This is a genomic window from Candidatus Planktophila sulfonica (genome assembly GCF_002288065.1).
GTDB lineage: Bacteria > Actinomycetota > Actinomycetes > Nanopelagicales > Nanopelagicaceae > Planktophila > Planktophila sulfonica.
Genome location: NZ_CP016773.1, coordinates 367,901 through 387,738, shown reverse-complemented (window position 1 = coordinate 387,738; position 19,838 = coordinate 367,901). Strand labels below are relative to the sequence as shown.

General features: G+C 49.1%; 19 protein-coding genes. 10 read left to right on the top strand and 9 right to left on the bottom strand.

Translation table 11 applies throughout. The features are described 5' to 3' along the window. Nucleotides 1-10: 10 nt before the first annotated feature. From ligA to A1sIA56_RS01920, 5 genes are read right to left on the bottom strand one after another with little or no spacing between them, the layout of a single operon-like run. On the bottom strand, nucleotides 11-2,032 hold the full coding sequence (gene ligA, locus A1sIA56_RS01940; RefSeq protein WP_095673278.1) for an NAD-dependent DNA ligase LigA: 2,022 nt from the start codon (nucleotides 2,030-2,032) through the stop codon (nucleotides 11-13). After that, a complete protein-coding gene (mnmA, locus tag A1sIA56_RS01935) occupies nucleotides 2,029-3,102 on the bottom strand; it encodes a tRNA 2-thiouridine(34) synthase MnmA (protein WP_095673277.1) in 1,074 nt (357 codons plus the stop codon). Before mnmA ends, ligA begins: the two co-directional genes overlap by 4 nt. Continuing rightward, nucleotides 3,099-4,241: a cysteine desulfurase family protein gene (locus A1sIA56_RS01930; protein ID WP_095673276.1), complete on the bottom strand. Its 1,143-nt coding sequence runs from the start codon at nucleotides 4,239-4,241 to the stop codon at nucleotides 3,099-3,101. The genes mnmA and A1sIA56_RS01930 overlap by 4 nt, the downstream gene beginning before the upstream one ends. Nucleotides 4,242-4,290: 49 nt before the next feature. Next, on the bottom strand, nucleotides 4,291-5,241 hold the full coding sequence (locus A1sIA56_RS01925; RefSeq protein ID WP_095673275.1) for an electron transfer flavoprotein subunit alpha/FixB family protein: 951 nt from the start codon (nucleotides 5,239-5,241) through the stop codon (nucleotides 4,291-4,293). Further along, complete coding sequence (locus A1sIA56_RS01920; protein WP_095673274.1) at nucleotides 5,238-6,020, bottom strand: electron transfer flavoprotein subunit beta/FixA family protein; 783 nt, start codon at nucleotides 6,018-6,020, stop codon at nucleotides 5,238-5,240. Before A1sIA56_RS01920 ends, A1sIA56_RS01925 begins: the two co-directional genes overlap by 4 nt. 140 nt (nucleotides 6,021-6,160) lie before the next feature. On the opposite strand from A1sIA56_RS01920, the gene A1sIA56_RS01915 reads away from it, so the two are divergent. From A1sIA56_RS01915 to A1sIA56_RS01875, 9 genes are all read left to right on the top strand, one after another. Beyond that, the gene (locus A1sIA56_RS01915; RefSeq protein WP_095673273.1) at nucleotides 6,161-7,312 is read left to right on the top strand and encodes a glycosyltransferase family 4 protein; all 1,152 of its coding nucleotides are present in this window, start codon (nucleotides 6,161-6,163) and stop codon (nucleotides 7,310-7,312) included. Beyond that, nucleotides 7,309-8,436, top strand: a complete 1,128-nt coding sequence (locus tag A1sIA56_RS01910; RefSeq protein WP_095673272.1) for a glycosyltransferase — start codon at nucleotides 7,309-7,311, stop codon at nucleotides 8,434-8,436. Before A1sIA56_RS01915 ends, A1sIA56_RS01910 begins: the two co-directional genes overlap by 4 nt. Before the next feature lies 1 nt (nucleotide 8,437). After that, complete coding sequence (locus A1sIA56_RS01905) at nucleotides 8,438-9,286, top strand: SGNH/GDSL hydrolase family protein (protein WP_095673271.1); 849 nt, start codon at nucleotides 8,438-8,440, stop codon at nucleotides 9,284-9,286. 34 nt (nucleotides 9,287-9,320) lie between these two features. Next, nucleotides 9,321-11,435 carry a glycogen debranching protein GlgX gene (gene glgX / locus A1sIA56_RS01900; RefSeq protein ID WP_095673270.1) on the top strand — a complete coding sequence of 705 codons (2,115 nt, stop codon included), beginning with the start codon at nucleotides 9,321-9,323 and terminating at the stop codon, nucleotides 11,433-11,435. Between the two features lie 17 nt (nucleotides 11,436-11,452). Further along, on the top strand, nucleotides 11,453-12,361 hold the full coding sequence (locus A1sIA56_RS01895; RefSeq protein WP_095673269.1) for an ACP S-malonyltransferase: 909 nt from the start codon (nucleotides 11,453-11,455) through the stop codon (nucleotides 12,359-12,361). Then, nucleotides 12,361-13,389 (top strand): beta-ketoacyl-ACP synthase III, encoded by a 1,029-nt coding sequence (locus A1sIA56_RS01890; RefSeq protein ID WP_095673268.1) that lies wholly within the window; start codon nucleotides 12,361-12,363, stop codon nucleotides 13,387-13,389. The genes A1sIA56_RS01895 and A1sIA56_RS01890 overlap by 1 nt, the downstream gene beginning before the upstream one ends. 115 nt (nucleotides 13,390-13,504) lie before the next feature. After that, the gene (locus A1sIA56_RS01885) at nucleotides 13,505-13,753 is read left to right on the top strand and encodes an acyl carrier protein (protein ID WP_095673267.1); all 249 of its coding nucleotides are present in this window, start codon (nucleotides 13,505-13,507) and stop codon (nucleotides 13,751-13,753) included. A 33-nt stretch (nucleotides 13,754-13,786) separates the two neighbouring features. Then, nucleotides 13,787-15,025 (top strand): beta-ketoacyl-ACP synthase II, encoded by a 1,239-nt coding sequence (gene fabF, locus A1sIA56_RS01880; protein WP_095673266.1) that lies wholly within the window; start codon nucleotides 13,787-13,789, stop codon nucleotides 15,023-15,025. A 9-nt stretch (nucleotides 15,026-15,034) separates the two neighbouring features. Further along, on the top strand, nucleotides 15,035-16,423 hold the full coding sequence (locus A1sIA56_RS01875; RefSeq protein WP_095673265.1) for an acyl-CoA carboxylase subunit beta: 1,389 nt from the start codon (nucleotides 15,035-15,037) through the stop codon (nucleotides 16,421-16,423). Nucleotides 16,424-16,428: 5 nt separating this feature from the next. On the opposite strand, the gene A1sIA56_RS01870 is transcribed toward A1sIA56_RS01875, so the two are convergent. Both A1sIA56_RS01870 and A1sIA56_RS01865 read right to left on the bottom strand, forming a co-directional pair. Further along, nucleotides 16,429-17,184 carry an SIMPL domain-containing protein gene (locus tag A1sIA56_RS01870; RefSeq protein ID WP_095673264.1) on the bottom strand — a complete coding sequence of 252 codons (756 nt, stop codon included), beginning with the start codon at nucleotides 17,182-17,184 and terminating at the stop codon, nucleotides 16,429-16,431. Nucleotides 17,185-17,203: 19 nt separating this feature from the next. Next, a complete protein-coding gene (locus tag A1sIA56_RS01865; RefSeq protein WP_095673263.1) occupies nucleotides 17,204-17,689 on the bottom strand; it encodes a DUF3145 family protein in 486 nt (161 codons plus the stop codon). A 317-nt stretch (nucleotides 17,690-18,006) separates the two neighbouring features. Here A1sIA56_RS01865 and A1sIA56_RS01860 point away from each other — a divergent pair, with 317 nt between their 5' ends. Next, nucleotides 18,007-18,210 (top strand): cold-shock protein, encoded by a 204-nt coding sequence (locus tag A1sIA56_RS01860; RefSeq protein WP_017955223.1) that lies wholly within the window; start codon nucleotides 18,007-18,009, stop codon nucleotides 18,208-18,210. A gap of 50 nt (nucleotides 18,211-18,260) precedes the next feature. On the opposite strand, the gene A1sIA56_RS01855 is transcribed toward A1sIA56_RS01860, so the two are convergent. Together A1sIA56_RS01855 and A1sIA56_RS01850 are read right to left on the bottom strand one after the other, a co-directional pair. Then, entirely contained in the window at nucleotides 18,261-18,845 is a 585-nt protein-coding gene (locus tag A1sIA56_RS01855; protein WP_095673262.1) for a M23 family metallopeptidase, read from the bottom strand. 25 nt (nucleotides 18,846-18,870) lie between these two features. Then, on the bottom strand, nucleotides 18,871-19,827 hold the full coding sequence (locus tag A1sIA56_RS01850) for a Brp/Blh family beta-carotene 15,15'-dioxygenase (RefSeq protein WP_095673261.1): 957 nt from the start codon (nucleotides 19,825-19,827) through the stop codon (nucleotides 18,871-18,873). Between the last annotated feature and the right edge of the window lie 11 nt (nucleotides 19,828-19,838).

Genomic DNA, 19,838 nt, shown 5'->3' with positions numbered 1-19,838 from the left:
GTGAAGATTACTACTTACCCTCAAGAAGTTCTAAAAAGCGCGCTTCATCGATGATTGTGACGCCTAACTCTTGCGCCTTGGCCAGCTTTGAACCTGGGTCTGTTCCGACCAAAACATAATCCGTCTTCTTCGAAACCGATGACGATGGCTTGCCGCCATGCGCAGTAATTGCTTCAGCAATCGAATCGCGAGTAAATCCTTCGAGGCCGCCGGTTACGACAAAGGTAAGACCAGCAAGAGTTTGTGGCAGGTCTTCACCTTTTGCATTGACCATGGCAACACCGGCTGCGGTCCACTGCTTAATGATGTTGCGATGCCAATCGACTTCAAACCATTCGACGATGGATTGTGCGATGACTTCACCGACACCATCGATATCAGCAAGTTCTGCAACAGATGCCTTTGCGATCGCATCCATACTTCCAAAGTTTGTAGCAAGCGCCTGTGCAGCTGTTGGTCCTACATGGCGAATGGAGAGCGCAACGATTGTGCGCCACAGCGGACGACCCTTCGCTTCTTCAAGCGCCTCAAGTAACTTCTCAAGGTTCTTGCCCTTGCTGCCATCTTTCTTTGTAAAGAAAGATGATTTCATCAAAGCGCTTTCGGTGAGCGAGAAGATATCCGCCTCATCGGTAATGATTTTGTCCTGCAACATGGCTACTGCTGCTTCATATCCCAAGACATCGATATCGAGCGCTGCGCGAGAACCAATGTAGTAAATACGTTCGCGCAGTTGCGCTGGGCAGCTACGGGTGTTGGGACAGCGAATATCAACGTCGCCTTCAGCGATTGCGCGAAGTTCTGCGCCACATTCAGGACAGTGAGTTGGCATCACAAATGCTTTCTCTTTACCCGTGCGCTTATCAAGAACTGGTCCCAGTACTTCAGGGATGACATCGCCAGCTTTACGAATGATGACGGTATCGCCGATCAATACGCCTTTGCGTTCAATCTCTTCTTGGTTGTGCAGCGTTGCATTGGTGACTGTGGATCCTGCGACTTTGACGGGCTCCATAAATGCGAATGGTGTTACACGGCCTGTGCGACCAACGCTGACTTTGATATCGAGCAACTTCGTTGTTACTTCTTCAGGTGGGTACTTATAAGCGATAGCCCACTTAGGAGCGCGCGATGTAAAGCCGAGCTTCTTCTGCTCAGCGATGTCATCTACTTTGATAACTACGCCATCGATCTCATGTTCGACATCGTGGCGATGAACGTTGTAATTCTCAATGAAATCAAGGACTTCCTTGCGGCTCTTGCAGACTTTAAAGCGATTCGATGTCGGAAGACCGAGCGCCTTGAGTTGCGCATAAGCATCAGATTGCGAATCAAAGGAGGTTCCTTCACTTGCTCCGACTCCGTGCACAACAACATCGAGTGCGCGAGAAGCGGTTATGCGAGGATCTTTCTGGCGCAGTGAACCAGCGGCGCAGTTACGAGGATTGGCAAAGAGTGGCTTGCCAGCTTCTTCGAGCTCTTCATTAAGTTGGTTAAAGGCAGCAACAGGTAAGAAAACTTCACCGCGTACTTCAACCAGAGATGGAATCTTCTTTCCGGAAAGTGTGTGAGGCAAACCCTTAATGGTCTTTACATTGAGCGTGACATCTTCGCCGGTAACGCCGTTGCCGCGAGTAAGTGCGCGGGTAAGTTGGCCGTTCTCGTAGAGCAAGTTAATGGCAAGTCCATCGACTTTAAGTTCGCACAAGTAATCGGGGCTGGGAGAATCTTTTTCAACGCGATCAAACCAGGTATTTAGCTCATCTGAATCGAAGACGTTATCAAGGCTCATCATCTTCTCGATGTGATCATGTTGATCAAAGGTGGTTGCAAATCCCCCACCTACGCCAAGAGACGGTGAATCTGGTTCAAGAAGTTCAGGATGCTTTGCTTCAAGCGCCTGTAACTCTTTTAATAACTTATCGAAGGCAGCGTCTGTGATTGTTGGAGCGTCGAGAACGTAATACTTAAATTGGTGATCGCGAATCTCTTGGGTGAGTTCAGTGATGCGATGGCGTGCTGCGTTTGTCATGCGGTCTCGCAGATTGTCGCCGAACCAACGACGCGGTCGCCATCGTAGATAACCATTGCTTGACCTGTTGCAAGGCCCAATAGTGGTTGATCAAGCTCGGCAACGAGTTGGTCGTTATCCATGTAATAAGTGCAATCAAGTGCGGTGCCATGTGCACGAACCTGAACAAAGCCGCGTAATGGTGCAGCGCCCACTTCGGGGCCACAGAAGATTGGTCGCTCACCGCGCATTGAAGTCACAGCGAGATCTTCGCGCGCACCTACGACAACAGTGTTTGAAACAGGTTCAATCTTTAAAACAAAACGTGGTGATCCATCGGCTGTTGGAACTGTAAGACCCAAACCTTTGCGCTGACCGATTGTGTAGGTGTAAGCACCCTTATGTTCGCCCAACTTATTTCCATCTTGATCAACGATGGGGCCGACTTCACTACCCATGCGATCGCGCAACCAACCTGCGTTATCTCCTGATGGAACAAAACAGATGTCATGGCTATCTGGCTTCTGTGCAACAGCCAACCCGCGAGCTTCTGCTTCTTTACGGATATCTACCTTCTCGGTATCTCCAAGCGGAAAGATTGCACCATTAATTTGTTCGCGATTAAGAACTGCCAGAACATAAGACTGATCCTTGAGAGGATCTACTGCGCGGTGAAGTGTGCGACCTGCATCGCTTTCGCGAGTACGTGCATAGTGCCCTGTGACAACGCCATCGAATCCCATTGCCTTTGCGCGATCTAGAACTGCGGCAAATTTAATCTTTTCATTGCAACGCAAGCATGGGTTAGGTGTGCGGCCTGCCTTGTATTCGCTCATGAAGTTTTCGACAACACCTTCATGGAATTCATCGGCCATATCCCAGATATAGAAAGGAATACCGATGACATCGGCTGCGCGACGTGCATCATGTGAATCTTCAATGGTGCAACACCCACGTGCACCGCTGCGATACTTCTGAGGATTAGATGACAGCGCTAAGTGCACACCAATGACTTCATGTCCTGCCTCAACTGCGCGCGCTGCAGCAACTGCTGAATCAACGCCACCGCTCATGGCTGCAATGATTTTCATTTTTTACCTACTGCATTTGCTGCTAAACCACGTTCAATAACGGTTGGAAGAACAGAGAGTGCAAAATCAACATCTGCTTGCGTATTGGTGCTGCCGAATGAGAAGCGCAGAGATGATTGCGAAACCACATCAGATAAGCCCATCGCCATCAAGACATGGCTAGGGCGATGAACACCTGCAGTGCAAGCAGCGCCCGTTGAACAAGAAACTTTCTCTGAATCCATAAGGAGCAAGAGCGAATCACTTTGCGTACCTGGAAAAGTGATATTTGAAATTCCTGGAAGGCGCTCTGAATTCTTGCCGTTAATAACTGCGTCAGGTCGAGCAGCCATAACTCCAGCTTCAAAAGAATCTCGCAGTACTGCGACTTTCTTTGCATCATAAAGATTGGCTTCCACTGCTGCAGCAAGTGCCACAATCGATGGAGCGTTCAAGGTACCGCTTCGAATATCGCGCTCTTGTCCCCCGCCATGTAACAACGCAGGAATTTCAACTGCGCGACGCAAGATCAGTGCACCGATTCCGAGTGGGCCGCCAACTTTATGGCCACTGATCGTCATGGCAAAGAGACCCAACTCTTTAAATGAGATTGGCACTTTGGTAAAGCTCTGAACAGCATCGCAATGAACTGGGATATCACCAGCAGCCTTAACAATTTCTGCAATCGGTTGAATAACGCCGGTTTCATTATTGCTATGCATCACCGAAATCAGCGCAATCTCTGAACCGCGCTCTGCAATGGTCTTCTTGAGAAATTCAAGATCAATAACGCCATCGGTGTTCACGGGAATCTGAATAAGTTCAGCGCCTTCGTGTTCAGCTAACCAATGTGCAGGATCGAGAACTGCATGGTGTTCGATGCTTGAAACTAGGATGACTTTCTTATCTGTGTGCCAAAACAGACCCTTAATTGCAGCGTTATCGGCTTCAGTTCCTGATCCAGTGAAGATCACTTCGCTAGCTAAGCAACCAACGGCCTTTGCAATCTTTTCGCGAGCATCTTCAACATCTTTACGAGTCGAACGTCCTTCGGTATGAAGCGATGATGGGTTACCGAGTTTGCGCAGCGATGAATTCATCGCCTCGATGGCAACGTCGAACATCGGCGTAGTAGCCGCATGGTCGAGATAGACGCTCATTGGAGCAGTCTAGTTCGTGCCGAGCGCTAGTTAATTTCGAGTTGTTGGCTTACTTTCGGGCAGTTACGCCTTCGGTCGCCTTCGGCAGCACGTTGAAGAGGTCGCCAACTACACCGAAATCTGCGATATCAAAGAGCGGCGCTTCAGGATCTTTATTGACTACAACGATTGTCTTTGAAGTCTGCATTCCTGCGCGGTGTTGGATTGCGCCAGAGATTCCACATGCGACATAGAGCTGCGGGCTGACAGTCTTTCCAGTTTGGCCGACCTGATGTGAATGTGGATACCAACCAGCATCTGTTGCAGCTCGTGATGCGCCAACAGCTGCACCCAATGAATCTGCAAATGCTTCGACAGGCGCAAAGTTTCCATCTGTTCCACGACCGCCTGACACAACGATATTTGCTTCAGTCAGTTCTGGACGTCCGCCCTTTACTGGAGGTTGCGAAGAAGAGATGGTTGCCTTCTTTGCATCAGCACCCACTTCAGCTGTTCCATTTTCAATAGCAGGAGAAGATGCAGAGAAATCAGCTTCAACGCTATTGGGACGAACAGTGATGATGGCAACGCCATGTGAAACCTTTGAGTGCACAGTTGTTGATCCGCCAAATACCAACTGAGTTGCCGTTGCATCTGCTGCAACATCGACTGCATCTGTGATGATTCCGGATTCAGTGAGCACTGCAACGCGGGCAGCAACTTCCTTGCCGAATGCATGGGATGCAATAAGCACGGCAGCTGGTGATTTCTCTTTAATTACCTGAGCAAGAGCATCTGCTGATGCCGCAACTCCGTGGGACGCAAAGTCATCAGATTCAATAACAAGAACGTTTGCGATAGGACCTTGGTTAACGGTTGCAGCAAGTGCTGCGCCTTTTCCGTTGCCGGCAAGAACAACTGCTGTGACAGAGCCGATTCGTGCACCTGCAGTAGCGAGTTCTGCAGTGGTCTTTGTTGCCTTATCGCCTGAAAAATCAGCGAGAATCAATACGTTGCTCATATCAACTTCTTCTCTGCTAGGAAGTTCACGAGGGATTCTCCGCCGTTTCCTTCATCGGTTACTTTGACACCAGCTGCGCGCGGTGGACGTGGTGTTGCATCGTTAACTTGTGACCATGCGCTCTGCACAGATACGCCAACTGCAGCTAAATCTTTCTGCTCAATAGTCTTCTTCTTCGCAGCCATGATTCCCTTAAAGGATGGGTAGCGAGGTTCGTTGATTTTTTCTACAACGCTAATGACTGCAGGAAATGCTGCAGAGATTTCATCAACGCCTGCTTCGGTAACGCGAGTGATGGAAACTTTGCCGGCAGGATTCACGGTGACCTTTGATGCAAATGTCAGTTGCGCCCAACCAAGGCGAGCGCTGATCATCGCTGGTACAACGCTCATCCGCGCATCGGTTGATTCAGTTCCACAGATAACAAGGTCATAACCACCATCTGCGATTACCTTTGCAAGGACAGCTGATGTTGCGAGCGCATCTGATCCAGCAAGTGCGCTATCGGAAACCAAGATTGCATCGTTGGCACCCATGGAAAGCGCCTTACGGACAGCTTCAGTTGCGCGTTCTGGTCCCATTGAAATAACAGTGACGGTATGTGCGCCACCTTCTTCATTACCGCCATGCGCTTCTGCGATACGAAGGGCTTCTTCAACGGCATATTCATCAAGGTCATTAAGAACAGCGTCAACGTTCTCGCGATCGAGTACTCCGTTGACCATCTTCTTCTCAGCCCATGAATCGGGAACTTGCTTTACGCACACTGCTATCTTCATGGCGGGTATGTTACTGACCAGTAGCCCATTTGGGAAGGATGAGGGAGCGTAAAAGTCTCAACTAATACTTCATCTTCTATTCAGGAACACGTAACCTCTCGGCGAATTCCCAGATTGCTCGCCCCTTCACTCTTCATTCCATGATCGAGATGACATCTAGCCAGAAGCTGCGCATCGCAGTGGTGACTGAGGCCTTTCTGCCCCAGGTCAACGGTGTCACCAACTCGGTCCTGCGCCTCTTGGAATACTGCAAGGCGCAAGGCCATGAAGTTCTCATCATCGCTCCTGAAAGCGAAGGCGCTCCAACTCGATATCTAGATTACAAAATTAAGCATGTACCAAGTATTGCCATGAAGAAGTTAATTCCTATGGGCGTTCCCCGTAAATATCTCGAACCTCTTCTCGAAGGATTTGCACCCGATGTTATTCATCTAGCATCTCCAATCTTTCTTGGACATTACGTCGCTCGTATTGCAAAGAAGATGGGCATCCCAACAGTTTCGGTCTATCAAACAGATATCGCAGGTTTTGCTCGCCACTACGGACTCACTATTGCGCATTCAACGCTAAAGAAGTGGGTCTCACGTATTCATCAAGTTTCTGACATTACCTTGGCGCCATCTAAGTGGGCTTGTCGTGATCTTGAAGTGAATGGCGTAAAGAATGTTCGTCTCTGGAAGCGCGGCGTTGATCTTGTTAACTTCACTCCTGCGCGTCGCGATGAATCCTTGCGCACCAATATCAAAGGCAAGAGCGAGAAATTGATTATTGGATATGTCGGTCGCCTGGCAAATGAGAAGCGTCTTGATGACTTAGCAATATTGGATCGCCAGAATGACATACAGCTTGTGATTGTTGGCGACGGACCAGCTGCTCCACGCTTTAAGAAAGAACTTCCAAACGCGCGATTTGTGGGGTACCAATCCGGAACAGAGCTTGCTCGCTATGTTGCTTCCTTCGATATTTTCGTACATACCGGCAAGCACGAAACTTTCTGCCAAGGTATTCAAGAAGCGCTCGCTTCAGGAGTACCGGTCATTGGTCCAGATACTGGTGGGCCAGTTGATCTCATCGATCACGGCGTTACTGGCCTTCTTATTGATACTGCAGATTCACATCAACTCCTTGAAGCCGTTGAAACGCTGCGCTCGCACTCATCCTTTGACCTCATGCAGATTGCAGCACGCCGAGCTGTTGAACACCGCACATGGGATTACATCAATGCTCAGCTCATAGATCATTACCGAGATGCCATATTCGAGCTTTCCAAGAAACGAGGAATGGTTGCATGAAGATCATCCACATCGCCAATTTCTACGGTCCAAAGTCTGGTGGCATCAAGACCACGCTCCACAACTTAGGAACCGAGTACGGAAAAATTGGCCACGAATTTATCTACGTGGTTCCGGGAAAGAAGTTCTCTCGAGAGAAGACTGAACACGGTGGGTGTATCACTCTTCCATCATGGACTATTCCCTTTAGCGGCGGATACAGAGTTATTCGCTCAACACGACAAGTCAAAACAATTCTGCAATCACTGAAACCAGACCGCCTAGAAGTTTCTGATCGCTTCACTCTCTCTTGTCTTGGTAACTGGGCGAGCCGCAGAGGAATTCCTGCAATTGTCTTTAGCCATGAAACGCTGCGCGGCTTAGTGAAGAATTACTTTGGATTATCACTGAACCCATTTGTTGGCTGGCATAACTCAAGACTTGCTGGCAAGTTTGATTACGTAGTGACAACTACGAATTTTGCCGCAGCCGAGTTCAACGAGATAGGAACATCTAATATCGTCCGTGTTCCACTCGGAGTAGATTTAGAAACTTTCTCACCAGCTCATCGCAACGAAGAGCTGCGAGCAAAGATGCTTAAGGGTGGGGATGTTCTTCTCGTTCATTGCGGGCGACTATCCCCTGAGAAGAAACCAGAGCGTTCTCTTCAAGTCCTTCGCGAACTCTTAAACCGCGGCGTCAATGCTCGCCTTGTCTATATTGGTAGCGGACCTCTGCATAAGAAGTTATATGACTCATCTCGCGACATCCCGGTTACATTCTGGGGTTACGTTGCCAATAAGAATTTGCTCGCTCAGATGATCGCTTCGGCAGATGTCTCGCTTGCTCCAGGACCTATTGAAACTTTCTGCCTTGCAGCACTCGAGTCACTGGCAAGTGGCACGCCGGTAGTGGCATCAGAAACCAGTGCCGTTGGAGAATTTCTCACTCAAGAAAATGGCGATTTTGTAGGGTTAACAGCTGCCAATAACGGCGCCGCCTTTGCAGATGCAGTCCAAATCATTCTCGATGAAATTCGTGAAGATGCCACACTCTCGGATCGATGCCGAACTCAAGCTGAACTCTTTCCATGGTCTGCAACTATCAATCGCCTCGAGAACATCAACACCCTGAAAGCTGCGTAAAGTGAACCAACCATTAACGCTTGCGATTATTGGTGATAGCGCAGGATCGGGCGTGGGCGATTCCGACTCAAACGGTAATTACTTCGGCTGGGGTTATCACCTTGCTCAAGCATTTACTGAGCCTGTGGTGTACATCAATGCGGCCCGCCCGGGGGCTCAATCAAAGGAAGTTCTGCACGAGCAACTTCACAAGGTTTTGATTCATGAACCCGAACTTGTCGCAGTCATTGTTGGCGGTAACGATTTACTCCGAAATGGATTTTCCCCAAGAGATTTCGAAGAAAATCTCAATGAGATTCTTGCAGAGGTCGAAAAAATCGGTGCGACTTCAATGCTCCTTGAATTGCACGATCCAACAGAAATAGTTCCGATGCCCGCTCTGGTTGCTCGAGTCTGCCGTCGCCGCGTCAATGCAGTCAATCGAGCTACTCGTAAATTGGCTCGACGTTATAGCTCCATTTTGCTAGAGACGCGCTCCCTCGAAGGAATCTATCAACGCGAAAAATGGCATGTGGACCGCATGCACCCGAGCAAGATGGGCCATCAATTTATTGCCGAAAACTTCGCCCATCTCTTGCGAATGCGAGGGTTTGAAGTTGGAAATGTGAAATTCACACGATCTAATAATAGAAGCCGTAGAGATTCGATTATTTGGATGCTCAAGAATGGAACTCCCTGGTTCTTAAAGCGCAGCCTCGATCTTCTGCCGGCACTTCTCTTTCTTTCAATTGTCGAATTGATACATATCGCTCGTCATGGACTTGACTCTGAAGGTGCAGAAATCTTCTTTCCCGAGTTCGCTACGCCAATTACTTCGCATAATCAATTAGAAAAAGAGTGGGTTTCTTAATGAAAACGAAACATTTCACGGGCAAGATAGGCCAGTGCTCCCAGCAGACCCCCGAATTCTCGGCTCCACCCTTACTGATGGTGGATGCAACTTCGCTATCTGGAGCAATGCTGCGACAGCTGTCGAACTTTGTCTCTTTAACGAAGTCAATGGCAAGTTGGTTGAAACCCGCTTTGCGCTCTCACACCGAAATGGACCAATCTGGCATGGCTACCTTGCCGGGGTTCGCGTCGGTCAACGCTATGGCTATCGCGTCTATGGCACATGGGCGCCTGAACATGGTTCACGATTCAACGCAGCCAAATTATTAATCGATCCATACGCTCATAAACTCGATGGAACGCTGCAATACGTTCCGCAGATTTACGGACATGTAAGTACTGATGCAACTGGCACTGGAGATACGACGATTCGCGATGATCGCGACAGTGCAGGTTTCATTCCGTACTCTGTCGTTACCGATTATCGTCCTCGCCAATTCAACCGTCCTATCTATTCATGGACTCAAGAAGTTATCTATGAAGCACATGTGCAGGGCCTTACTGCGAAGAACCACGAGATTCCTGAAGGCGAACGCGGAACCTATAAAGCCCTCGGGCATCCCAGCACCATTGCTCACCTAAAGCATTTAGGTGTCACAGCGCTCGAGCTATTGCCTATTCACTCTTATGCAACTGAGCCAGGAATTTGGGAACGCGGTCGTAAGAATCATTGGGGCTATAACGCGATTGCATTTTCAGCCCCTCACGGTGAATATGCAGCAACGGATGATCCTGTTTCAGAGTTGCAATGGGCTGTCGATCAATTGCATAACGAAGGAATCGAAGTATTTCTCGATGTTGTGTATAACCACACTGCCGAAGGTGGCGTTGGCGGGCCAACGTTAAGTTTTAAAGGAATAGATAACAACGCTTGGTATCGCCATGACGGCAGTGGAAATTATGTTGATGTCACAGGATGCGGAAATACCGTTGCGGCATCTCGCCCACACGGAGTGCGCCACATCATCGATTCACTTCGCTGGTGGGTAGAAGTAGTTGGAATCGATGGTTTCCGCTTCGATTTAGCTACTGCGCTCTATTCAACGGGTTCAGCTTTTGATTCATCTCTGATGTCAGCTATCGAATCAGATTCAGTACTACGTAACTTTAAGATGATTGCAGAGCCGTGGGATGTTTCGCGCTATTCACTCGGTGACTTCCCACATCCATGGCGCGAGTGGAACGATCGCTATCGCGACTCTGTGCGTCAGTTCTGGCTAGGCGATCTGGCTCGTGGCTACGGTGAAGGCGTTGCCGATATTGCAGCAGGCATCAGCGGTTCATCAGATGTCTTTTACTACCGCGGGCCAACATCATCAATTAACTTTGTCACTGCCCACGATGGCTTCACTCTCACAGATTTAACGATGTATTCGGAAAAGCGTAATGAAGCGAACCAAGAAGAAAATCGAGATGGTTCCAATGAGAATCGTTCCTGGAATATGGGTGTTGAAGGGCCTACTGATGACCCTGAGTTAATCTCACTTCGCCACTCACTCAAGAAGTCGATGATGGCAACCTTGCTGCTCTCTGCTGGTGTTCCGATGATCACGATGGGCGATGAACTCTGTCGCACACAAGCAGGATCAAATAATGCGTATTCCATGCCGCGCGACATGTCTGCAGGTATCACTGATTCTCCTGAAACATTTATGGGTGGCTGGGCAAATAATTGGGATCTCAATGAACTGCAACGCGATATGCGCGATTCGGTCTCTGAACTAATACGCATTCGCAAGACATACCTTGCAGATGTTGCAGCAGAATTCTTTACAGGTCGCGTTGATCTTGGAACGCAGAGAAAAGATATCGCCTGGTTTAGCTTGGGTGGTCGTGAAATGACTGAAGACCATTGGGCTGATGGTGAAAAGCGAAGTTTGACTGTATTAATTGAAGCCGGTCCTGATCGCGGATTGCTTCTCTTCCTTAATTCCTCACGAGAAGAAACAGCGTTCACTCTTCCTGATAGCAAGTGGGGAACAAGTTTCCGTCGCATCTTTGATGCATCCTCTTTTGTAGATACACACGAACCAATCATCAATATGCCATCAGAAAAAGTGAATGTTTCGCCACACTGCGCTCAAGTCTGGCTAGTTACTCGTTCGTAATCCTTTATATTAAAGACATGCTCGCAATCATCGCTCCAGGTCAAGGTTCACAAACTCCCGGAATGTTAAGCGCATGGCTTGAAGATGCACAGATTCGCACTTTGGCACAAGAAATTTCAGATGCAATTGGTCTTGATGTTGTTCGCCTTGGAACAACGGCAGATGCAGATGAAATTAAAGATACGGCTAATGCTCAACCACTGATTGTTGCTGCAGGATTGATGAGTGCACACGCACTCGGCGCAACCGGTTCATTCTCATATGTAGCTGGCCATTCTGTTGGCGAAATTACTGCTGCAGCAATTGCAGGCGCGCTCACACCCATTGATGCAATGAAGTTAGTTCGTGCACGTGGCGTTGAAATGGCAAAGGCTGCAGGGGTAACCCCTTCAGGAATGGCCGCCGTTCTCGGTGGAGATCGCCAAGTGGTCTTGAGCGCAATTGCAGATCTTGGTCTGATTGCAGCTAACGACAATGGTGGTGGCCAGATTGTTGCCGCCGGTGATTTGGATGCTATTGCGCAGCTGGCGCCTGAGGGTGCCCGTGTTCGCCCACTTGCTGTGGCCGGTGCATTCCACACCTCTTATATGCAACCGGCAGTCGAACCTCTGCGCACACTTGCTGCAACAATGACAACGTCAGCGCCCAGCGTTGGAGTGCTTTCCAATAAAGATGGCGCAGTCTTAACTGAAGGCGCTGAAGTACTCGAGCGCATCGTGAATCAGATTGCCAATCCCGTTCGCTGGGATCTGTGCATGGAGACTCTCGTTTCACTTGGCGTTACCGGAGTGATCGAAGTTGCACCTGCAGGAACGCTCGTAGGTTTGATTAAGCGCGCTGCGCCAACTATCGAACAATTTGCTTTCAAGAGCCTAGAAGATCTCGATGCAGCGCGTGCCTTCGTTGCAAACCACGGAGGTAAGTAATGTCAAAGATGATTGCATCAAAGACAGGTAGCGAGAGCCAGATTCTTGCCGTCGGTTCCTATCGCCCAAAGCGTCTTGTCCCTAACTCTGAAATCGTCGATCGCATCGAATCAAGTGATGAATGGATTCAGCAGCGCACCGGAATTGAATCTCGTCGCTTTGCAGATGAGACCGAAACAGTTCTCGATATGGCCACATGGGCAGCTGAAGATGCGCTGAAGAAAGCAAAGCTTTCAATTACCGATATCGACACCATCATCGTTGCAACAATTACCTTCCCATTCCAAGCTCCATCTGCTGCAACTGCAATCCTGCAACGCTTAGGCCACCCCAAGGCAGCTGCCTTTGATATCAATGCAGCCTGCGCTGGTTTCTCATATGGCGTTGCTATGGCGCACGATTTCATTAAATCTGGAACATCAAAGAATGTCCTAGTTATTGGTGCAGAAAAGATTTCCGATTTCACAGATCCTGATGACCGCGCAACTGCATTCATCTTTGCCGATGGCGCAGGAGCAGTTGTTATCGGTGCCTCACAGGATGCAGGTATTGGCCCAGTCGAATGGGGCTCAGATGCTGATAATCGCGATGCGATTCAGATGAATCCTTCCTGGATGGAAGTTCGCGATACAGAGACACAGCTGACTAAGGCCGGCAGCAAGTGGCCAAATATTTCTCAAGAAGGCCAGAAAGTTTTCCGTTGGGCAGTATTTTCAATGAGTAAGGCGGCGCTGAAAGCCCTTGAATCAGCAGGACTTACCGTCAACGATATTGATGCATTCATTCCACACCAAGCAAATGTGCGCATCATTGAAACGATGGCAAAAGAGATGGATATGCCAGATTCAGTGATCATCGCCGATGACATTCGCAAGAACGGCAATACATCTGCAGCATCGATTCCTCTTGCAATGGATGCTCTCTTGCAGAAACATCCTGAGCTTCACGGCAAATTAGCGCTACTCATCGGATATGGCGCAGGTCTCGTTTACGCGGGACAAGTTGTGAAATTACCTCCAAAACCATAATTTTTTTGGGATTACCCGCCCGTTTACTGGGAAGTAAGCCCTCCTGTCGTAGACAATTACAACCTCAAGAAATGAAGTACTGGTTACACCAGATAACAACAGAGAAGGAAACACAATGGCGCTTTCACAAGCAGATGTACTTGCAGGAATCAAAGAGATCGTTGAAGAAGTAGCGGGTATTCCAGCTGCATCAATCGAACTCGATAAGAACTTCACAGAAGATCTCGAAGTTGACTCACTCAGCATGGTTGAAGTTGTAGTTGCATGCGAAGAGCGCTTTGGCGTAAAGATTCCTGATGAAAAAGTAACTGAACTCGCTACAGTCGGCGATGCAGTCAACTTCATCGTTAACGCTGCTGCATAAGTAAAGATCCAAAAGAAGAATTGATCTAGCGGTATGTCACAACGTCGCGTAGTCGTTACAGGCTTAGGTGCAACAACGCCCCTTGGTGGAGATGTGGATTCGACATGGAAGGCTTTATTGGCCGGCCAGTCTGGTGTCCGTCTTCTCACCGAAGATTGGCGTGAGCTCCTACCTGTGCACTTCGCTGCGCGCGTTGCGACAGAACCTGCAGATCAGATGGAGCGCGTTGAAATGCGTCGCCTCGATCGTTCAGAGCAGTTCGCTCTCGTTGCTTCACGCGAGGCCTGGAAAGATGCGGGCTCACCTGATGACATCGATAAGGAACGTCTTGGCGTAGTAATCGCTTCAGGTATCGGTGGAGTCATCACCCTTCTTGACCAATTTGTTAATCTCAACGAAAAAGGCGCACGCGGAGTCAGCCCACACACTGTCCCAATGTTGATGCCTAATGGACCAGCTGCAAATGTTGGCCTCGAACTTCAAGCAAAGGCTGGCGTGCACACACCCGTCAGCGCATGCGCGTCCGGTGCCGAAGCAATCGGTTATGCCTTTGAAATGATTAAGAACAATCGCGCCGACATCATCGTGACCGGTGGCGTTGAAGCTGCGATCCACCAGCTTCCGATGGCGGGCTTTGCCGCAATGAAAGCACTTTCTACTCGCAACGATGCGCCTGCTCGCGCATCACGTCCATATGATGTCGATCGCGATGGATTTGTATTGGGCGAAGGCGGCGGAATTCTTGTTATTGAAGAGTACGAACATGCCAAGGCGCGTGGTGCAAAGATTTACTGTGAAATCGGCGGACAAGGTTTAACCTCTGATGGTTATCACATTGCTGCTCCTGACCCAGAAGGCAGTGGCGTACAGCGCGCAATCAAATTTGCACTTCAAAACTCTGGACTATCAACTAAGGACATCGTGCACCTCAATGCACATGCAACCTCAACTCCTGCAGGCGATGTTGCTGAAGCTAATGCGCTTCGAAAAGCACTCGGTGCGGATGCGGACCACGTTGCAGTTTCTGCAACAAAGTCGATGACAGGTCACTTACTTGGTGGCGCTGGCGCAATTGAATCCGTCTTTATCGTCAAGGCTCTACAAGACCGCCTTGCTCCCCCAACAATCAATATTGAAAACTTAGACCCAGCTGTGACTGTCGATGTCGTTCGCGACACACCTCGCCAACTTCCAGCGGGAGATATCGCAGCGCTTAATGATTCTTTCGGTTTTGGTGGCCACAACGTAGTACTTGCATTTAAATCGCTCTAATCTAGAGCCATGGCAACACCGATCAACCCACTTGATCCTGAATCACGTATAGCCACTCTTCTAGATGGTGGCAGTTACGAACTTCTCATACCTCGCACTGATTGCGGAATGGTTGCGGCCACTGGTCTGGTTAAAGGAAATAAAGTTGTCGTCTTTGCATCTGATCCAACAATAAAAGGCGGCGCACTCGGAATCGAAGGATCGCAAGTAATTGTTCAGGCATATCGCGCTGCGATGGGTGGGCAAATTCCTGTTATTGGAATCTGGCACTCTGGTGGTGCGCGTTTAAGTGATGGCGTTGCATCGCTCAATGCATTTGGTGAAGTCTTCCAAGCGATGGTCACAGCAAGTGGTCGAATCCCGCAGCTATCTCTCGTCCTAGGACCAACTGCTGGCGGCGGTGCATATGGGCCTGCACTTACAGATGTTGTTGTTCTTGCACCCGAAGGTCGCATCTTCGTAACAGGTCCTGATGTCGTGAAATCTGTAACGGGCGATATTGTCGATATGGCTCTACTCGGTGGACCTGAAGCACATAGCAAGAATTCGGGCGTTGCTCACGTGATCGCACCATCTGAAGAGGTTGCCTTCCGCGAGATTCAAGATCTTGTCTCACTCTTTGCCAACCAAGGGCTGATGTCGCCAAACGTTGATGATGTTCCTCTTGCCCAACTTGTTCCTGATTCAGCGAAGCGAATTTATGAAGTGCATCCACTCGTTGATGCCATTCTCGATAAAGATGGAGAGAAGCTCGAACTATTGGATATGTGGGCCGAAAACATGACGACTGTTATTGGTCGCCTAGGTGGTCGCACAGTTGGAGTGATTGCAAATAATCCTCAAGTAATCGGCGGAGTTCTAGATTCTGCAGCAGGTGAAAAAGCTGCGCGCTTTGTTCGCACCTGTGATGCCTTCGGTATTCCACTCGTTGTGATTGCAGATGTCACCGGCTTCTTACCTGGCATCGGACAAGAGTGGGAAGGCGCTGTGCGACGCGGTGCAAAGCTGCTCCATGCATTTGCTGAAGCCGTTGTTCCACGCGTTACCGTTATTACCCGCAAGGCCTATGGCGGAGCGTTTGTTGCGATGAACTCAAAATCACTTGGTGCCACACGCGTATTTGCTTGGCCGCAAGCAGAAGTTTCCGTGATGGGCGCAGTTGCTGCCGTACGCGTTCTGCACCGTCGCTTACTTGCTGATCTTCCTGCTGATCAGCGTGAGGATATGGAACTAGAGCTTGCGGCAGAACATGAAAAGGTTTCTGGAGGCGTTGCTCGCGCAATTGAAATCGGGGCGGTCGATGAAATGATTGAGCCAGATAAGACTCGTAGCGCTATTGCAAAGGTCTTGGCAGAGACTGAATATCGCCGTGGTTCACACGGCAATATTCCGCTCTAGTTCTCTTACTTAACTGAGAAAGTTACTGAGACTGTTGATGTAACAGTCTTTTCAATACTTGAAGTGTCGTAAGCACCAGTATCTTGAGTCATTGTTGAATCCGGTGTTGTCACCTGGAATACGCCTGAACGAACTGATTGCACTGATCCAACCTTGCCGCCCACTGCCTTCGTAATTGCTTCAGCGCGGATCTTGGCATCCTTCATCGCTTCTTCAAGAAGTTGTGGGCGAAGCTTAGGAAGAGTAGAAAGGTAGTACTGAGGTCCGTAGTTATTTACGGTCACGCCCTGCTGCAAGATTGTTCCGATTCCCTGCGAAAGCTTTGAAACGAGTTCGACATCCTTTGAGCGAACAACGACATCGCGTGATGCGCGGTAGTTCAGAATCTTGCCTGTGTTGTTGCCGTTGACCCATTGCTCGTTCGCGTAGGTAGAGACAGATCCAAGAGTCAGCTCTTCTGCCGGGATTCCACCATTGGTCAAATATTTGCTCACTGCTGCGACGTCGTTTCCGACTCTGGCGACAGCTTCAGAAACTGTTGGGCGTGTAAGTGAAACATTGAGTGTCCATACAACGTTATCGGCTGTTGCAGAGGTCTTGGCAGATCCAGTAACGGTAATTCCATTTGCATTACGTGCTGCAAATCCTGCACCAACTTTGACGAGTCCACCGCCTAGGGCGATCGCAAGAATAAGTGCGATTGCGATGTAGAGAATGGAGCGGCGGCGTTCAGTTGAGGTCATAGGTGCTTGAGTTGTCATGGTTGGATTCTATCTCCGTTTAGATAGCGCGAAGTCGCGCAACTTCTTGAAGGTCCACTCCTCTATAAGGTTCGAGTGCTACCTCCCACTCATTTCCAAGAGTTCTCTCGAGATTCTCACGAACTTCTAACTCATCAAAGTGTGCGAGTGCTTTGCGAATCTGATCTTCGCTTATATGAATTGTTCCAACTTGGTCGACAGTTGCGCGATGGATTCCAAGTTCAGGGGTAAATCTAAAGAGTTCACCGGTATGCGCGCTGAGTTCGCTGACTTCAAAACGTAGGTAATGCCATCCCTTAAGTGCGGTTGCTATCTTGGCAGCAGTTCCGGTGGGTGCACGAAATTCGAGTGAAGTGCGAACGCTGCCAGGAGTAAGTGGTTGATCGCGCCAGAAGATTTGTTGAGGTGCGCCCAGTAGAGAGTTCAGTCCCCATTCAATATGTTGGCTCAGCGCAGTAGGCGCGGAGTGGATGACGACCAGACCGGCGAGGTTTTTTTCATGCATGTGGTGCTCCTAGCAAGGTGCGATTTGTGCGACCTTCCCCGATCCACAACGACTACCAATTGCTAGTGAGTGCTCTATTTATACAACTTTCCACCGACTTTGTGAATATGAGCGTTTTCGAGCTCTGATTTGAGCGTGATCGATGGAAGCTGGGAATAGGAATACGCGGAAGTAGCAGGTACCCTTATTCCTAGTCGGACGCTTTATCAGTACCCGTTGTTAGATTTACTTCTTTACTCGGTATGGCTGTAGCAAGACGAAGACTGGAGTTTGAGGAATTCTCGAACTCCCAACATATCGAAGGAATAGTAAAAAATATGGCAACAGGTACAGTTAAGTGGTTCAACTCTGAAAAGGGTTTCGGTTTCATTGCAGTTGATGGTGGCGGACAAGATGTATTCGTTCACTACTCAGCAATTCAGGGAAACGGTTACAAGAGCCTTGAAGAGGGTCAGTCAGTTTCATTCGAGGTCGTCCAGGGTCCAAAGGGTCCTCAGGCAGACGCAGTGAACGCTAACTAATTTCACTTACGAATAAGGCCCGCCGAGAAATCGGTGGGCCTTATTTTTTTCTACTTTTTTGGCTCAGGCGGAATCTCGCCTACTTTAGCTTTCAGCGCAGCAACAGCTTTTACTGGCGATAAATCTTTTCCACTCTTCCATGCATCGAGATACTTCCAAGGCAGAACTTCACCTCGACGTACCCACCAAATATCTGCAGGCGTTGGCCAGGAAATACCAAAGTGAAGGTGCGGGGCCGTTCCGCGCGCGCTGCCTGTTGATCCGATCGCGCCCAATACCTGTCCAGCCTTAACTTCTACTCCAGGTTCAATGCTTGCCGGAATTGAGCGTAGGTGAGAGCCGTAATAACGAACTCCATCTTCTCCGATGATCGAGACATAAAGACCGCCGCGATCAATTCCTAGATTGGTTTTACCGCTCCATTTATCAACCCGATTTACTTCATCGACGATTCCATTGATGGGGGCGACAAAGCGGCATCCAGCCTTTGCCAAAATATCTGTCGCTGCATAGTCGTGATGTGCACGTGCGTAATTGACTTCGCAATTAGCTACCGGAAAGAGATAGACCGGTGCTGCTTGAGCTGAAGGAATTGATGTGAAGACAAGAGTGAGCAGAAGTATTTTTCTCAACATGCTGCGAAGCCTAACTAATGAGGGGTTAATCCTTGAGAGCGGCGCGGTCTAACTTGGCTGTGACAATCATGTGAGGAACCGTGAGCGCCCAGATTGTGACCAATGTAAGCCAGAGAAAGTGATCGCTGATATTTTCACGAGCGATTGCAGCAAGGAGAATGACAAAGATAAATGTGCCGGCCAGTGCCGGTAGCCCTGGAATAACCGCATAACTGAAAGCCTTAAAGCCGCGTGATTGTTGATACGCAGCCTGCGAACGTGGGAGTAATGAGGTCAATCGCGCTGTATGGCGCATTGCATGCCAGCAACCAAAGTAGATGGCGAACGAGACAAGCGGCGGTGCAATCGATGCAAGCCCTGCAAGTAGTGCAATATCCACTGAATCGCGATAGCGCTTTCGGGAGATAAGAATCAGAAGGCTAATGGTTGCAATTGCCGCAACGATGATTTGAATCTCTGATGTAAATCCATAGTGCCAATCAACTAAGTTCTCATTTACCTTCTCAAGAGCTTCAGTGCTTCGGCTCTGCACAAGAGGAATGACAACGGGCAATAACCCGCCGGCAGAAGCATAGGCAAAGACAGGAATGCTTTTTCCTGTGCGGCCCTGCTCGCGATCAAGTTCTGCAATAAATGCGCTATCGCCGATTCCAAAGTGAGTTGCACTCATAAGAACCACGGCAATAAATCCATAGACGTTCCACTGCAAAATCGCCCAAATAGCGGCAAGTGCAATTGCTACATATATAACTATGAAGAAAGCCATCAGCAGAGGCTTAGATTTTGGAAGAGTTACCAAGTGATCGAGTGATCCATGCGGAATTCCTACTGCCAATGCAAGAACTGCAATAGCTACCTGCCAATTGAGTGAATCGGCACCAAGCCATGAAGAGAAGACCAAAGAGAGGACGATTCCGATTAATGTAGCAAGGGAAGATGCGGTTCGGACTGTTGAAAAGGTTCTCAACTTTGCTGTGTCCATAAACGTCACAG

Coding starts and splice junctions, on each gene's coding strand:
- ligA (WP_095673278.1), bottom strand. CDS start 2,032: ATGACAAACGCAGCACGCCATCGCATCACTGAACTCACCCAAGAGATT.
- mnmA (WP_095673277.1), bottom strand. CDS start 3,102: ATGAAAATCATTGCAGCCATGAGCGGTGGCGTTGATTCAGCAGTTGCT.
- A1sIA56_RS01930 (WP_095673276.1), bottom strand. CDS start 4,241: ATGAGCGTCTATCTCGACCATGCGGCTACTACGCCGATGTTCGACGTT.
- A1sIA56_RS01925 (WP_095673275.1), bottom strand. CDS start 5,241: ATGAGCAACGTATTGATTCTCGCTGATTTTTCAGGCGATAAGGCAACA.
- A1sIA56_RS01920 (WP_095673274.1), bottom strand. CDS start 6,020: ATGAAGATAGCAGTGTGCGTAAAGCAAGTTCCCGATTCATGGGCTGAG.
- A1sIA56_RS01915 (WP_095673273.1), top strand. CDS start 6,161: ATGATCGAGATGACATCTAGCCAGAAGCTGCGCATCGCAGTGGTGACT.
- A1sIA56_RS01910 (WP_095673272.1), top strand. CDS start 7,309: ATGAAGATCATCCACATCGCCAATTTCTACGGTCCAAAGTCTGGTGGC.
- A1sIA56_RS01895 (WP_095673269.1), top strand. CDS start 11,453: ATGCTCGCAATCATCGCTCCAGGTCAAGGTTCACAAACTCCCGGAATG.
- A1sIA56_RS01890 (WP_095673268.1), top strand. CDS start 12,361: ATGTCAAAGATGATTGCATCAAAGACAGGTAGCGAGAGCCAGATTCTT.
- A1sIA56_RS01885 (WP_095673267.1), top strand. CDS start 13,505: ATGGCGCTTTCACAAGCAGATGTACTTGCAGGAATCAAAGAGATCGTT.
- fabF (WP_095673266.1), top strand. CDS start 13,787: ATGTCACAACGTCGCGTAGTCGTTACAGGCTTAGGTGCAACAACGCCC.
- A1sIA56_RS01875 (WP_095673265.1), top strand. CDS start 15,035: ATGGCAACACCGATCAACCCACTTGATCCTGAATCACGTATAGCCACT.
- A1sIA56_RS01870 (WP_095673264.1), bottom strand. CDS start 17,184: ATGACAACTCAAGCACCTATGACCTCAACTGAACGCCGCCGCTCCATT.
- A1sIA56_RS01865 (WP_095673263.1), bottom strand. CDS start 17,689: ATGCATGAAAAAAACCTCGCCGGTCTGGTCGTCATCCACTCCGCGCCT.
- A1sIA56_RS01860 (WP_017955223.1), top strand. CDS start 18,007: ATGGCAACAGGTACAGTTAAGTGGTTCAACTCTGAAAAGGGTTTCGGT.
- A1sIA56_RS01855 (WP_095673262.1), bottom strand. CDS start 18,845: ATGTTGAGAAAAATACTTCTGCTCACTCTTGTCTTCACATCAATTCCT.
- A1sIA56_RS01850 (WP_095673261.1), bottom strand. CDS start 19,827: ATGGACACAGCAAAGTTGAGAACCTTTTCAACAGTCCGAACCGCATCT.